General features: G+C 36.6%; 13 protein-coding genes. All 13 read right to left on the bottom strand.

What is annotated here, in order from left to right; translation table 11 throughout:
• Positions 1–146: 146 nt before the first annotated feature.
• The 13 genes from BMY66_RS07710 to BMY66_RS07650 all read right to left on the bottom strand — a co-directional run bounded on the left by BMY66_RS07710 (position 147) and on the right by BMY66_RS07650 (position 16,583).
• Entirely contained in the window at positions 147–779 is a 633-nt protein-coding gene (locus BMY66_RS07710; RefSeq protein ID WP_090394759.1) for a helix-turn-helix domain-containing protein, read from the bottom strand.
• 4 nt (positions 780–783) lie between these two features.
• Positions 784–1,434 (bottom strand): DUF3990 domain-containing protein, encoded by a 651-nt coding sequence (locus tag BMY66_RS07705; protein ID WP_090394758.1) that lies wholly within the window; start codon positions 1,432–1,434, stop codon positions 784–786.
• Between the two features lie 93 nt (positions 1,435–1,527).
• Positions 1,528–1,935 carry a PaaI family thioesterase gene (locus BMY66_RS07700; protein WP_044938042.1) on the bottom strand — a complete coding sequence of 136 codons (408 nt, stop codon included), beginning with the start codon at positions 1,933–1,935 and terminating at the stop codon, positions 1,528–1,530.
• Positions 1,936–2,025: 90 nt separating this feature from the next.
• Positions 2,026–3,003, bottom strand: a complete 978-nt coding sequence (locus tag BMY66_RS07695) for a LacI family DNA-binding transcriptional regulator (protein ID WP_090394757.1) — start codon at positions 3,001–3,003, stop codon at positions 2,026–2,028.
• 46 nt (positions 3,004–3,049) lie between these two features.
• Positions 3,050–3,904, bottom strand: a complete 855-nt coding sequence (locus BMY66_RS07690; protein WP_044938046.1) for a carbohydrate ABC transporter permease — start codon at positions 3,902–3,904, stop codon at positions 3,050–3,052.
• Complete coding sequence (locus BMY66_RS07685; RefSeq protein ID WP_044938047.1) at positions 3,904–4,782, bottom strand: carbohydrate ABC transporter permease; 879 nt, start codon at positions 4,780–4,782, stop codon at positions 3,904–3,906. Before BMY66_RS07685 ends, BMY66_RS07690 begins: the two co-directional genes overlap by 1 nt.
• A 60-nt stretch (positions 4,783–4,842) precedes the next feature.
• Positions 4,843–6,135 (bottom strand): ABC transporter substrate-binding protein, encoded by a 1,293-nt coding sequence (locus tag BMY66_RS07680; protein WP_033154441.1) that lies wholly within the window; start codon positions 6,133–6,135, stop codon positions 4,843–4,845.
• 231 nt (positions 6,136–6,366) lie between these two features.
• On the bottom strand, positions 6,367–7,584 hold the full coding sequence (locus BMY66_RS07675; protein ID WP_177175622.1) for an acyltransferase: 1,218 nt from the start codon (positions 7,582–7,584) through the stop codon (positions 6,367–6,369).
• 84 nt (positions 7,585–7,668) lie between these two features.
• The gene (locus BMY66_RS07670) at positions 7,669–8,115 is read right to left on the bottom strand and encodes a DUF6465 family protein (RefSeq protein ID WP_049960400.1); all 447 of its coding nucleotides are present in this window, start codon (positions 8,113–8,115) and stop codon (positions 7,669–7,671) included.
• Between the two features lie 187 nt (positions 8,116–8,302).
• Complete coding sequence (locus tag BMY66_RS07665; RefSeq protein WP_074791278.1) at positions 8,303–9,289, bottom strand: peptidylprolyl isomerase; 987 nt, start codon at positions 9,287–9,289, stop codon at positions 8,303–8,305.
• Between the two features lies 1 nt (position 9,290).
• Positions 9,291–9,545 (bottom strand): hypothetical protein, encoded by a 255-nt coding sequence (locus tag BMY66_RS07660; protein ID WP_044938055.1) that lies wholly within the window; start codon positions 9,543–9,545, stop codon positions 9,291–9,293.
• Positions 9,530–13,135, bottom strand: coding sequence for a helicase-exonuclease AddAB subunit AddA (gene addA, locus BMY66_RS07655; protein WP_090394755.1), 3,606 nt, complete (start codon positions 13,133–13,135; stop codon positions 9,530–9,532). Before addA ends, BMY66_RS07660 begins: the two co-directional genes overlap by 16 nt.
• Entirely contained in the window at positions 13,122–16,583 is a 3,462-nt protein-coding gene (locus BMY66_RS07650; RefSeq protein WP_090394754.1) for a PD-(D/E)XK nuclease family protein, read from the bottom strand. Before BMY66_RS07650 ends, addA begins: the two co-directional genes overlap by 14 nt.

Raw genomic sequence — 16,583 nt, 5'->3', positions numbered from 1 at the left:
AGGCTATACTATACTATTTTCTTTTTTATATTTTGTCAAATCATTTAGATCCTACCATAGTATACCCTCATACAAAAAAGCAAACTCTACCTCAAGGATAAAGTTTGCTTTTACTATAATTACCTATCAGATCAATAGAACTATGATTATAAAAGATTCTTTATTTCACATTTTAAAACCTTCGCAAGTGAAGCAATGGTGGATACTGACGCTTTGTGTATATCTTTTGCTCCAATTTCGTATTGTTGCAATGTTCTTAGATTAACATCTGCTTCAGTAGCAAGTTCACTTTGAGATAAGCCTAACATCTTTCGATACATCTGAAGACGATTAACAGCATTAATTTTATCTGCCTTTGACTGAATATAATCTACTATCTGCATCTCATCCATTTCATGATAAGGGTTATATTTATTTTTTAATTCAGACATACTAATTATTTGCTGAATCTCTTTAAAGGTCTTACCTGAAATCCACTGATAATAAGCAGTCACCCAACCAGTCCAATATTCCTCAGATATATTTATAAAAGATGTTTCTGGCATTTTAACCTCGGAAGCATTTGTAAGTATTACAGCATCTGCCACTAATTCTGCTCCAGATTTTCCTGCTATATATTTAGGATTTCCTTTTTCAAACTGGGATGCAATACCAGAAATTATAAAAATCTGTAAAAAGTAATCTAAATTTAATTTGTAAATATGAGCTGCTATTTCAAATGCTTCGGCCATATTATTCATAGCATCATTCAAATATACCTGATTATACGAATATGTCATAACCTTACCCCTTTCGCATAAGATCTAATAAGAATGTTCCATTTTTATCAACAGATTCTGTAATTCTCTTATAGTTTTTTCGTGCATTGGAATCTCTTAAAACTTTATTTGAATAATGCTCAACAGAATCAACTGGAATGGCTTCAATAAATTTGAGCTTTGAAAATGCTTTTTCACTTTTAACAAAATATTGTATTCCTAATTCGCCTAAATACATTGCCTTCTGAAGCTGAGATACACTAATAGAATTTGATATAAAAGCCCTTGCAAAAGAGAAATATGAATCATCAGCTCGATATCCGATTATTACATCATAATCATCTAAGGCTACATGATAATGCTCTTTCAAATACTCCAAGCCGTCTATCGCAACTGGAGTATTAACACTAATATTTCTATGCTCAAGCAAAACTGTCAGCCAATGCAAAATACTGTAACTATCGCTATTTAAATCAAGTATTTTCAATCCTGCTAAATCTATTTCATAGATGTTAACAAAGCCATCTCTGCCTTCATCCACAGCCCACTCTTTCGCAAGCTCTATATGTTTCGTACAATATAAACCTTGGCCGTAGTCATTATATTTTTTTCCTAAATTGAATTTAGGCTCAGATATAATTTTATCTGAGCCATGATATAACGTAATCTTATTCATTTTCTCTCCTATACTTCTGTGGAAGTGCTTTTATTATAACTCCTTAGAAGTATAGAATCAAGCATTATCATATTTCCATTACATAAAATCCCATTACTGGTGATCTGCAACACAGTAATAATCAAAGGTTCCTTTGCTAACTAATTCTCCATTGTCATCTGTCACTTCTACATCAATAATGCAGAACTTACGAGTACGCTTTACAACCTTTCCTTTGGCTGTAATACGTCCAGATTTGGCGCCTTTAAGGAAATAGTAGTTGGACTGCTGTGTGACATACTGACGTCCATCTGCTCTTGCAGTGTAGCCAGCGCAAGTATCTGCCAATGTGAAATGTGCTCCGCCATGGGCAATTCCAAGAACATTAAGTGTTTCTGGAACAATATCAATATGTGCAGTGGCACCTGTCAACTCAATATCGTCCATAACGATATGATTATATTTTACAAATTCATTAGCATTAAGAGACTCTGCTAACATCTCCATTAATTCTTCACTCATAATATAACTTCCTTTCAATTAACTAGAGATATTATAAAATATTTAAAATAAAAAAACAGCCCACATCAAACCCTGATGTGAGCTGAAATATTATGTACTTTCTCTCTTTACAAGCGTAACTGGAAGTAATGTTCTCTTAGGAACAGTCTTACCTTCAGACGCTGTAATTACCATATCAACAGCCGCCTCAGCCATTTCTTTTATTGGCTGATGAATGGTAGAGATTGGTGGATTTGTGATTTGAGAAATCATTACATCATCAAATCCAACTATTTTGATATCCTCTGGTACACGCTTGCCAAGCTTGGAACAGACCTGCAAAATCTGAGAAGCAATCAAATCTGAACTGGCAAAGACTCCATCGATTTCATCGTCATATTCCAATGCACCTTCCAGCATATCATGATAATCAAGGCTGTTATATTGCCCCATATTCGTAGCAACAACCTTATAATATACTCCGTTCTTTTCACAGACTTCTATGAACCCTAGAGCTCTGTCATCAGCTGGCATGGAATTATTCAAAATACCACTGACATGTAGAAGTCTCTTGCAACCGCAGTCAATTAAATGCTGAGCTGCAAGTTCTCCCCCTTGTTTATTGTCGCACTCAACAGCCGCCGTTCCATTTTCAACAAAACGCTCAACTGTAACAAGTGCTATATTGCTGTCCGTAAATTCCTGTACTGCCACACTTCCAGAGAAAAGAATGATTCCTGCAACCCTATTGCTCGTGCACATATCCAAATACTCTTTTTCCTTATTGTTTCTCCCCTTGGAGTTGCACAAAATAATCTTGTAACCATGCTTACTAGCAGCATTTTCGATGTTACTTATCATCTCTGCAAAGTATGGATGTCTAATATGAGGAACAATGACCCCGATAGTATTAGTTGTTTTTTTTGATAGAGATCTTGCTACCTCATTCGGTCTATAGTTAAGCTTAGCCATAGCTTCATAAACCTTTTTTCGAGTTTCGTCGCTAATATAACCTCTGTTGTTTAATACTCTCGATACCGTGGTGACAGTCAGTCCGCATTCTGCTGCCACATCTTTTAATGTTGCCATTGTAACCCCCTTATACTTCTACGGGAAAGCGCAGCATTATAGTTGCCTACTTCACAGCCCCCGCTGTTATTCCCTCAACAATATATCTCTGTAAGAAAATATAAAGAATAAGGATAGGTAACATAGCAAGCAAAAGTGCCGCCATAATTAATCCTGTGTCTGTAGAAAACTGCCCATAGAATACCTTCGTAGCGATAGGAATAGTATATAATTCCTTTCTACCAAGTACAAGTGATGGAAGCAAATAATCGTTCCAGAATGCCATCGCATCAATGATTGCTACTGTAGCAATAGTTGGTTTTAATATCGGAAATACGATTTGAGAAAAAATCTGCCACTTGTTACATCCATCAATTGTAGCTGCTTCTTCCAACGAAATAGGTACATTGGTGTGAATACTTCCATGGAACATAAATGTTGCCATTGAAAGTGAAAAACCAATATGCATAAATATTAATGTAACTCTATGATTCAAAATACCAAAAATTCCACCATATAGGGAAACAAGAGGTACCATGAGCACCTGGAAAGGAATAACCATTGATGCAATCATAAGTACAAATAAAATCTTGTTAGCCTTCCAATTATTTCTAACAATAAGATAAGCAGTCATAGATGAAAGAATGATAGTTCCTATTGTAGAAAGAATTGTTACGAACAATGAGTTTCCAAATACTTTGAAGAAATTCATTTTCTTGATAGCATTTGGGAAGTTCTCAAGTGTAAATCCATGCTTACCAATAAGAGCAAGTGGATTTGCTGTAATATCAGCCTTAACCTTGAAAACGTTCATGATAACCATTATGAAAGGGAATACGAATGCAATAAATAATAACGTAAGTACGATAATCATAATGGCATGTTTTATTTTTTTATTACGAGCTGCTACTTCATTTTCCATTATGCTTGCACCTCCCCTTTCTTACCAACGTAAACTTGAATTCCACCAATTACTGCACAGATAACAAACAAGATCAAAGCCTCAGCCTGGCCTGTACCATAGTTTTTGTTAACGAATGCCTGGTTGTATACGTGCATAGCTGCAAGAGCTGAGCTACCGTATGGATCACCGTTTGTCAAAGAAAGGTTTACATCATAAACCATAAAACATCTGGTGATTGTAAGGAACAGACACTGTACAAATGACGCTGTCATAAGTGGAATAGATATGTGAATGATTGACTGTGTTCCTGTACAGCCATCAATTTTAGCCGCCTCAATAACATCTTCTGAAACACTCATAAAACCTGCAACATAGATAAGCATCATATAGCCTGCATATTGCCATACAGAAACTATAATAAGTGCTGCTATCGCCCCATTTTCTGTTGCAAGGAGTGACTTAGCATTGCCTGATGAAATAAAGCTTCCCAATGCTACAAAAGCTTTATTGAAAACAAATTTCCAAACGTAACCAAGTACGATACCACCAATCAAGTTTGGTACGAAGAAACCTGCTCTGAAAAAATTCTGCCCTTTAATTCCGCTTGTTACCATATAGGCAATGATAAAAGCTACAGCATTTACAAGAATAACTGCAATTGCTGAATAAATAAATGTGCGTCCTAATGAAACCCAATAACCTGAATCCGCAAATGCGTTAACGTAATTTTGAATACCCACAAATGGTTTGTTACGAGAAACACCATCCCAGCTGGTAAGTGTTAAGTATAAACCATAAATGAAAGGTATGATTACCACGCAGGCAAATATAACTGTTGATATACCTGCAAAAAGCAAATACTGCTTTATTTTATAGCTCATTGTATTTGTTTTCATAATTCTATCCCTTTCAAAAAAAGTGGGGCCTTGGAGTCCAAGGCCCCTTATTAACAAATATTAATGTTCGATTGGTGTTGCTGTCTTGAAGTACTCTTCTACTGCTGTAACCAATTCGTCTCTTGTCATAGCCTCATCCAAATACTTCTGCATGATTTCCTGACCAACAACTGTCATGTGATCATCTGGTAAGTAGTTGTAGTTAGGAATAAGCTTTCCTGCATCTGCATAAGACTTAACTGATAATGAAAGTGGGTCAAGTGCTGAAGCATCGATGTTGTCGAATGCTGGAACAAGTGCACACTGCTCTGTAAGGAATGCATTTCCTTCAGGATCACTTACTAACCAGTTAAGGAAGTCAAGTGCTGCCTGTCTCTGCTCATCGCTTGTAGCATCTGAGCTATCTACGAAGAAGTACTTAGAACCACCACCAACAAGCTTTGTGTTTGTGTCATCAGATGTGTTCTCAGGTACTGGCATGATTCCCATGTTCTCTGTGTAATCGTACTGGTTGATTACTGACCAATCCCAGTTACCACCAAACATGAATGCGATGTCGCCCTGTGCGAGCATCATAGATGACTCTTCACGGTCAGCGTTTGCTGCTGAACCCTTAGCATAGTTGTAAGCGATTAATGTATCGAATGTATCCATAAGCTCGTTGAACTTTTCGTTGCTTCCAAGATCAGCTTCGCCAGCTAATAATGAGTTAACGAATGCATCTGGATCTTCCTGCTGCTCATATACTTCTGCGAAGTAATGTGCGCCAAGTGACCAGTACTCAGAAAGGACACCAACTGGAGTCTCCATTCCGCCAGCCTTAAGCTCATCTAAAAGAGCCTGGAAATCATCAAGTGTTGCAACTGATGATGGATCAAATGTCTCGCCTGTGATTGCCTCAATTGCATCTGCGTTGTAGATAATACCTCTAGCCTCTACACAAACTGGGAAACCAGCAAGCTTGTCGTTTACTGTAATACCAAGTGTTGTGTGACTAGCCCAATCTTCATTTGAAAGATCATAAGCATAATCATCAGCAAGTGAATAAATATCTTTTGCATCAACCATTGTAAGTGTGTATGGATCGTTTGATGCATACTTTGTTGCTACCTGAGATGCAACTGTTGTATCAGTATCAGCGTTGTATACCTCTACGTGTACGCCAGTAGCTTCCTCATAAGCTTCAGCCATTTCTTCGAACTGTGTCTGAATCTCAGTCTTTGAATTAAGTACTGTGATTGATACGCCTGAGCCTGAAGCACCGTCAGATGAACCACCCTCTGAGCTACCACAAGCAACTAGTGAAGCTGACATTGCAGCTACCACCATAAGTGACAATAACCTCTTCTTCATTAAAATTAACCCTCCTTCAAATAGGTTCGTGTGTTGTTTACAAATTGGATATTAGCATTCAACATATACTATGTCAATCGGTTGACATACAATTTAAGCCCTAAAGTGTTCATTTTGTAAAAATACATCAAATTGTTAGAATAATTTTTGTGCATTATTCACCTAAATCAGGCGTAAAAAAAGCTTTGACATATGTCAAACGTGTGATATATGTCAAAGCCATTATGTTAACTATTTTCTCTTTTTAATATCAAAAATTGCTGATATAGGTTTAACCGTAATGTTGTCTATGAAGTAGGCAATTATAACAGAACCTATTAATGTAGCCAGTGAAAGAAACAAGAATCCCATTCCCTTATGCATTAGTGAGCTTGTAAATGTATAACAATACTTTCTTACTGCAAAAACCAGCACCAACATGTGTCCTAAAATAATGCCATAGCTATATTGGCTAATCAATCTTATCAGATATACATTTTTTAGCTTATCCCCCAATTTAAAGAAGAAAGCCATTATGCCTACAGATACAACTATCATATATGGATAATGAGCCGCTAAATCATCTGACATTGGTGGGTTCAAATGAATTGCCACTTCAAATAATATAAGTGCAACCACACCAGCAATCATTGCAATGCTATCGTATTTACGTGACTCATCCAAGCTATACCAATACCCTATCAAGAAAATCAAAAGCCAGAATGTAAAATTCATAGGCATGGCATTTTCATTGATAATAACTTTTGTAAGAACAAAATATATGTATAAAACCATTATCAATGCTGTCAATTTTTTGTATGGCATCTCTTTAAGCATGTATCGTAAAAACGGTACCAACACATACAATGAGATGATTACATATATAAGCCAAAAATGATGTACATTTGCCTTTGAATAATCAGCTGTTAAGATTTTATAAATTGCAGTTGTAAATGATGTATAGCGTTGCGCATTATACTCCCACAAATAATAAAAGTAATAAATTACAAGTGGCACTATTATCTTGGTAAATCTCCTTCCATAAAATGTCAAAAGATTTTCCTCCTTAAATCGTAGTAACAATGCACCTGATATCATTAAAAATAGGCAGTTGCCTCCTACCCCGGAAATACATCTAATTAGATTTAAAACCTCATATAAAGGTGTTCCTACCATGCCTGATGCATATGGCCAATCCATAGCCAGCACATGAACAAACATAATAAATAATACCGCAAGAGCACGAATGTAATCATACACCGGTTTATGATTGTTTTCTGGCAGTGCAAGGGTCTGTTTTATATAGCCTGTATCTTTAATAGATTTTACAATGCTAAAAACACTGCATAGCCCCACAATTAAAATGGCGATAAACAAATTAATAGGATGTGTAGTAAACACTCCTATAATGGCCAGAAAAAGGATATCTATTAATACCCAATAGGCCACTGCGAATAAACTTTTTTTCATCATTCCTCCACGTAGCATGACCATAAAAAAGCTGCATCGTATATACGATACAGCTTTGTGCTACGACATAAAAAATATTTTGGATTAAAGATCTACTGAACCAACGCGATCCTTGTTTGCTACATAATAAATCTTGCGCTCCTCTGGCTTGATGTAGATGTTGAGCTCTTCAAGAGTCTCTTTCTTGTAATCCTTCTTGAACTGAGCCTGTGCTTTCTTGATGCACTCAGCTTCTGTAAATTCACGATCCTGATACTGAACAACAGCTGTTGTTACTACTGCCTTCTTAGCCTTAGCTGTTGCTTTCTTAACAGTCTTTGTAGCTGTCTTCTTAGCTGCTGTAGCTTTCTTTGTTGCTGTTGCCTTAGCTTTTGTAGCTGTCTTTTTAGCTGCTGTAGCTTCCTTCTTTACTTCTGCAACTGCTTTCTTAGTTGCTTCACTAGCGCTTGCTGCTGCAGTCTTTACAGTTGTAGCAGCAGATGCAGCTGACTTCTTTACATCATCAACTGTAACCTTTGCATTTGTTACCATTTTTTCACCCTCCTATATGAGCAAACAATTATTATTTTTTATATGCCCTATATTATAGTCATTTACTCACGCAATTGCTAGTACATTCAATTAATTTTCTACCAAATTACTAATAAAATATAAATTATCAATTCTTTTTAGTACAATTTGCAATTATATATAGAAAGTTGTTTATATTTTGAATTATCTAAAAATGGTCATTTAATGTTTTAAAAAAACTATCACTTGTTAATTCCGAAGAATCCTCTGGAAAATCTATAGACTCCCAAAGCTTTGTATTCATGTCAGAGAAATATCTATCTTCTAAATCAGAAACGATGTCCTCAAGCACTTGCTTACGGCGGTTCTCGATGATTACAGTTTTGTTTTCTTCTGATAACTCTTCGTTATACTTGTCCAAACACTGGAAGAAATAGTAACCACCATCAGCAGCAATTGCTGAAGAAACTTCATCTGTATCAAGATTGAAAACTACATCATCAACTTCCTCAGGATACTCTCCTCTTGCGAAGGTAACCTGATAAGAATCAAGCTCTGTGTATGTTGATGCAAGTCTCTCAAATGTGTAACCGTAATCTATCATTCCCTGGATAGTCTCTGCTGTAGATTCATCTGAAACATACAGTACAAAAGCTTCCATAACGCGGGCCTCATCTTCGGATACTTCCTCATCAACAGAGTTCATTAATTCCTCGTATACTTTAGAAGCTAAAGCATATCGCATATACATTTTTTCGATATCTTTTTTCTTTGCTTTTGTAAAACTTTTTTCTGTTGAATTTAATGATTTGTAGTACTCTTCTGCTGCGTCAGAGCAAGCCTTCTTTTCTGATTCTGTAAGCTCAATTTCCTGCTCACTTGCATATACATTTAGAATGTATACCCTTGTTAAATGCTCCATTGTTAAATCTTTTATTGAGCTTGTCATTGTATCAGTATCATAATCCTCTGACCAAAGATTTACCCCATCTACAGATCCGTAAATGTTTTTCTCGTTTAATAGATAAACAAGAGCTTCTTTTTTGGAGCATTTAAAATCTCCGATTTTAAACACAGTGTTGTATCCACTAGATGTGTCGAAATAAACTACTTTGTCTCCTACTGTACAACCAGTAAAATTAACCGCTAGACATATCGCAAATGCGATAGGTAATAACTTCTTATAAAACTTCATATTAACCCTCTACTACAAGATATCTACCATCAGAAATAGAGAAAACTTCTTCGGCTGATAAGATTTCTTCTTCACTCATGCCTGTGATATCCATTTCGTCTTCAAGATATTCAAGTACCTCTTTTTTATTCTTGCAGACTGTGGCACATACGTCCTCTAAAAACTCTACTGCCTCATCGTAAGACTCAGCTACCTTTTCAGGAAACAACTGTAACTGTTTCTCCAAAAATGTTTCAACTACTAATTTGTCGTACATATATTTATACTCCTTTCAAGCGCAAATGAATAAATGAGCACTTCCTTAACAGGGACATCGTAAGCATGCTCTATTGCATCTTTGTATAGCTTTAATTGCTTTTCATATCTTAGCACTAAGTCCTTGTCTTCGTCCACCTTATCAGTCTTATAGTCCATAAGAATTATTCCATCATCCTCTTCAAAGAAGACATCAATAATTCCCTGCACTAAAATCATCTCATCTGTAACATCTTCATCATCAAACAATTCCTTTGCATCGCTTCCGAAAACAAAAGGCTTTTCTTTGTAAAGCTTTCCATTCATAGCTGCCTTTGACATACGATTAGACAAGTCGTCGTTTAAGAATACCTGAAGCTTTCTATGATTGATTCTTGCAAATTCATCATCTGATAAGCTCTTAGTGGCCTCCATATATTTCAGTTGCTCATCAAAGCTTGACTGGTAATCGTCTCTGGCGAAATCAAAGCATTCCATAAATCTATGCATGGCAGTTCCATATAATGCACCTGAAGGAACCTTGCTTTCTTTGTCATTTTCTTCCGTAGCGGTACGCATGAACTGAGGTATGTAGCTTTCCTCTTCATTTTGAATAAATGCAGGTGCTGCATCTTCATTGAACTTGAACGTATTTTCCATTGCCTGATGTTTGATTTCAGAAACAGAATACTTGCTTTTATATTTGCTATCTGCAAGGCCATTGTATTTAAATGATAACGTATTTGCGATAGTGTTATCCGCAGTACTGCCTGGCTGGACAATGCTTTCAATGGCTTTCTTTACCTGTTCCTTTACAATTCCCTTTTCAACCTGATCAATGAACAATTCCTGACAATCTATAATACGTCTGTTGTAATCTCTTCCCGATGCATTCAAAGCACGAATAATCAGTTCTATACTTGTGGATGCTCCTATCTTAGTAGGGAAGCTGAGCTTACTTCCATCCCCACTAAACTCTTCTAACTTATCAACAACACTTTTATCTTTTGATGGTTTTATTGCACCAGTAATAATCAGTTTATCAACAGCTCTAGTAAGTGCTACGTAGAGAATTCGTAAGTATTCTCCTCTTTCCTCAGCTGCAGCTTTTGCATGAATCAGATTAAAAAATGGTGTCTTGTAGGTAATCCTTGTTTCAGGATTTCGATAATTCAATGCCACACCAAGTGTTGCATCATATGAAAAATCGCTTGTGTCACTTCTAAATCCACGGCCACATCCACAAACAAATACTACAGGGAATTCCAAACCCTTACTTTTGTGAATAGTCATTATTTTGACAGCCTCATCATTTTCACCAACTGTCTTAGCAAGTCCTAGATCCTCATCATATGTTCTAAGGCTTTCAATATAGCTTACAAATCGCGACAAACCTTTGAAGCTGGTACTCTCAAAATTGACAGCCTCATCCACTAGTTTATCCAGGTTTGCAGAAGCCATCTTGCCGTTAGGAAGTGCCTTGCAGTACATTCCATATTTGGTATATTCCAGGATGTTTTCTATTATTTCATGTATAGGTGTATCTATAGCCTGCTCTCTGAAATAGTTTAATGTATCAAGGAACTCAGAAACATCCTTTGTGGACTTTGTCTTGTTCCACTCAAGGAGGCATCCATATAAAGATTCCTCAGTGTTAATTGTTCTAATTTGGGCAAGTCTTTCAGAAGAAAAACCAAACATCTGAGAATGAAGTACTGCCGCAAGGGGAATATCATTAAAAGGATTATCGATAATAGTAAGCATTGATAATACTGTCTCAATTTCCTCTCTATCAAAAAATCCAGTCTCCTCAGCAACATATGCTGGTATGCCATAATCTTTTAATGTGGAAATGTATTTGTCAGCATGGCCTTTTGTACCTCTCATGAGAATAACAACATCTGATAAACGCATATCTCTAAGATATCGTCCCTCATCGTTTTTTCCACTGACCTGGAAGCCTGATGCCATCAACTCTTTAATGCGCTTTGCTACAACAAGTGCCTCAAGCTCATCTCCATTTTCGATATTGAGCTCTTGCATTGAATCAGAATTCTGAGTTGCAATTATAATCTCTGATTCATAATCCTTTCCTTCACCAGGAAAGCTTTTATCTCCAAGCTTTAAAGCCGCCTTCTCATCATAGGCAACCCCGCCAACGTCCATCTGCATAAGAGGCTCAAATACCTGATTACAAAAATCAAGAACTTGCCATCTACTTCTAAAGTTGTTATCCAAATCAATTCGGATATCATTGCCAGTATCATCAGTTGGATAAGTGTAAAGCTTATCAATAAACAACTGTGGGCTAGCTTGTCTAAAAGCATAGATAGACTGCTTAACATCACCTACTGTGAAATAGTTGCTTCCATTGCTGATAGCAGTAAGAATCTGTTCCTGTAACTCGTTGGAATCCTGATACTCATCTACCATGACCTCTTTGAAATGCTGTGACAGCTCAACTGCTACAGGTCTTTTTTCATGTTCTTTAGAGTCCTTATTTCTAAGGATTTCAAGAGCCATGTGTTCAATATCATTAAAGTCGTATATATTTTTCTTTGCTTTTATTTTGTTTAAGCTTTTCGTGTATTCTTTTGTAAATCTGATTAATGCTGATGCCTGTTTTTTCACATACATCAAATCAGAAAACATATCTTCCAAGCTGGATGAATAGTATGATTCCTTTAATTTGCCTACCACATCTTTGTATTTTGCTCTAAGCGCTTTCGCTCTAGCTAAATCATCCTCATTTAAAGATGTGCCTTTGCTTCCAAATCTTTCAGAAAAATCAGCACCCATAACAGCACAATATTTGTCTTTGAAAGTGGAAGCTTCAGCTATACCTCTAAGCTGTGCCAATTCATTTGAGAAGATATGTTTGTCCTTAGAATCACAATCGGAATCATATAAATCCAAAAGCTTTGCAACTGAATCTATTAGTCCACTTACATACAAATCCGTATATTCGATAATCTGTTTTACCAACTGGGAATTTTCTAATTCTTCTACGCTACCAATATTGTAAAGATTTAACGCATTGTCGTACCATTCGTCTACCCAGGCAAAACTAGTAGCTTTATCATGTATTGCAAAGACCATTTCCTTTAGAGTGTCTGTTCTTCTGCCCGAAATATAAGCGTCTGCCAAAAGTTTAAAATCTTCATCATCCGCTTCCAAATACTTTGACAAAAGATCACTGAACACCTCATCGCAAAGCATTTTGAGCTCGCCCGATGTTCCTATTCTAAAGGCTGGATCCATATCGATTTCATAGAAATAGTTTTTTACAACCCAGCTACAGAAGCTGTCTATAGTTCTAATATGGGCGTTATGTATAAGAGTGGCCTGTGCCCTGATTCTAGCGTCCGCACCATTATTTGCAATGACTTTATCAATGGCACGTCGGATTCTATCTTTCATTTCCGCAGCAGCTGCTGTAGTGAAAGTAACAACCAGAATCTCATCCACATCTATTCCATTTTTTTCATCAAGAATTTCAGATATTATTCGTTCAACTAATACGAAGGTTTTTCCACTACCTGCGGCAGCGCTAACAAGCATGTTCTTGCCTCTCGTATCCTTCACTAATAGCTGTTCTTTAGTTAGTGCCACTATCCTTGTCTCCTAATTCTTCCTTCATTAACTCCAATACATCAGACTTGCTTTTTCGCTTTTCCAAATTTCTAGCCTGATATCCTGGCTCGTTTTCATCAAAGTGACAAACACTTTTAAAGCCACAGTATCTACAAGCATCTATCTGTGTTCCAAGCTTTGCAGGTGATGGTTCAAACTGGCCATTGATTATACCCTCAGCAGTCTTTGCTGCCGATAAAGCTGCATAATCTATAACTGTTTTCATATCATCTCGGCTGATTGCATTAGCAGAAGCTAAAAGCTCGCCGTCCTTTTTTACACCGAATGGAACAATAGATGATTCTTTTGTCTGCCAATCCTCTATTCCAACTGTGCTATCATTTGCAGCCAAATCCTCTGGCTCGGATGAAAGGATGCCTTCCATTCTGCTAAGCTTTAACTGTTTTTCTTTAAAATTTTCTCCACTACTGCTAAGCTCCAGGAATTTATTAGCCATTTCATAATAGAGCATAGCTGATGGATGCATAGTAGAATTTGGATATTTGTCCTTAAGCTTATCTAAAACAACTCCCATATAAATAGGCAGCTGCATTGATAGGCCATAATAGCACTCATCCAAATCAAGCTTATGACCGCTTGATTTATAATCGATAATTCTTACCGCTCTGTCGTCACCATCTGTCATATCGATTCTGTCGACCTTACCATTTAAGTTTGCAACAACTTCGCCACTGACAGGATTGATTATTTCAGATTGAATCTTTTCCTCGAAAAGCTCAGGCTCAAATTCTCCTCTTGATACCTGTGTTGTAATTATCTCTACCACGTGTCTTAGAGTCGCTTTCATGGATTCTACTATGTATCTTTGAGTTGAATCCTCCAGAGTTGCAACCTTTGCCATAGACTGGAAGGTTTGGGAGATAGCTGTCTCAATATATGCTTCTCGCTCTTCCTCTGTTACTCCCTTAAAGGTTTTATTATCTGCCTTTAAGCTATCAGAATATCTTTGAATCGCTTCATGATAAAAGTTACCCATATCGATGCTGGATAATTCAAACTTCTCTCTCTCCTGAAGCTTCATAATGTATGTCAGGAAATATTTATAGCTGCATTCATTGTATAACTCAAATCTGGATACTGAACCTTTAATGGTCTCGTCTGCATTTAAAGCCTCATTGACAGCTAACATAATATCATCGGAAAAGTCTTCTCGCTTATGTTGGAAAAAGGCTCCGTTTAAGAGAATTTCCAAATCATCTGAACTATCTTCCTTTGCCCAGTTTAAAAGCTCTTCTAATACAGCTTTCTCCTGATTAGTCAGCACCTCTAAACCAAAGGTAGCAGCTTTATTTACAAGCTCAATCATGTACTCCAATGAGCTTTTCTTTGATAGCAGTCTATCCTCTATACCAAAGCTCTCTATCTCCTTTAAGGACAGATCTTCGAACATATTTCTTAATAAATCCATTAGATAAGATGGATTTACAGCTTTACCAGCAGAATCTACTCTTGGCATTGTAATATAAAGCTTCTCATTTGGCTTTGTAAGCATCAGATATAGATAGAATCGCTGTCTAAATGACTTTTGCCTATCTGATGGAGCCAGCTCAAAACCTTGGGCTAGAAGCTGTTCTCTTTCTAGCTGAGAAAGGATACCTCCATTCTCCACCTTCTTTGGAATAGCATCATCAGATGCTCCAATACAAAACAACACCTTGATATTTGACAAACGTGTACGCTCAATATCTCCTAAAATCACGCTATCATTGGCAGGAGGAATTACACCAATTGAGGCTGCCGATAGGCCCGCTTCAAAAATATCATGGAATTCTTCCAAATCCATTTCTTCATCCCCAAGAATTCCCACCAACTTATCAAGGATATCCATTATAACCGGATAAATCTGGCTATACTCTTTCGCCTTAACTGGCTGATTGCCATCTTCGTATAATTTTTCTCTTGTTTTAATTTGTCCTTCAAAATCGAAGTAGCAAATAATCTCGTATAAAGCAGTAGCAATTGTTCTTACTGAACATTTTTGGGAAATTTGATTATCAAATGCCTTGAAAGGGGCAATAAACTTTTCTCTAATTTCATTTACCCTAAGTAAATCCTCATCCTTGGAATATGAATTAGAACGAATTGCAAAAGGATGAAAATACTTTTTCTTGCCACGGATTCCTGTAGAAATAAGATAGTTCTCCAGGTAATCCATTTCCTCAAATGTTAAATCTGTAAGATTGGTTCTTAAGAATCTAAATACATCTTCTCTTCTGAAGTCATTATCGAAAATATCAAACAACGCATCTATTGCTTCTGTCATCGGATGGAATAAGATTTCTGTTTTGGCATCAACAAAGTAAGGGATATCATAATTGTTCCATATCCCCGAAACTAAATATCTATATTCCTCCAGGTTAGGTGCAACAACTGCAATATCCTTGTAATGCATTCCCTCTCGGATTAGTTTATTAATTTCTATAGCAACATACTGTAGTTCATCACGCTGACTTCTGAGACTAGTTAGTACTATATTACTGTTCGGCTGTTCCTTACCTGCGTATTTCTGTGGCTTCGCCCTGAAAATATTCTTTTCAAGATGGCTGAGTATCTCATTGTCTGAAAGCCAGCCATTTTCCCTGGAAATATAGGTAGGTTTATTTATTGTTACGCCAGCTCTCTTGGCGATTTTGTTCATTCTTATTGCAAATTCAGATGACATTGAAAACAACTCATCATCTGCAAGGTTTTCTAAAAGAGGTGTATCTTCGTCTGCTGTAATTGTAACTGCTACCTCATCGCATATTGCAAGCATATGTTCCACAAGCTGATACTGGATTGGGGTGAAGCCGGTAAATCCATCTAATACAACTGTTGAACCGTTTACTATTTCTGAGCTATCCAACATATCATTTAACGTAGATAAAATAGACTCAGTGGTAACGTATTTACCATTTATAAAATCTAAAAAAGCCTCGTACAATACTAACAAATCCGAGGCTTTTCTTTTGAAGCTTTCTGACATTGCAGGTGTATCAATCATCTCCTTAAGCTTATCTGGAGTGATATTGTACTGAGTAAGCTCTGAAATCAAAGACTTTACCTGAGTAATATAGCTGATTCTTGTAATATTATTCCTTAAAGTCTTTATGTCATTGATATTTGAGTTTATCAGCTTGCGAATTACAAGAGATTTTCCTGTATCATCCAAAACAGCGTTTACGCCAGCCCCAAGCTCTTCAAACACTCTGTATGCCAATCGATTAAAGGATAAAACATCGATGTTCATAATGCACTTGTTAGGGTGCATAGAAACAAGAAGTCTTTGGGTGGACATAGTGTACTGCTCTGGAACTATAACAAGAAAATTCTTGTCTTTATTTGCCATAGCTTCTTTTATTATTCTTTTATAAAGGGTAGTGGATTTACCACTACCCGAGTTACCAATTATTAATGATAATGACAT

It is taken from the genome of Pseudobutyrivibrio sp. C4, assembly GCF_900111635.1.
Lineage (GTDB): Bacteria > Bacillota > Clostridia > Lachnospirales > Lachnospiraceae > Pseudobutyrivibrio > Pseudobutyrivibrio ruminis.
This window is presented reverse-complemented; position numbering and strand designations above follow the sequence as displayed.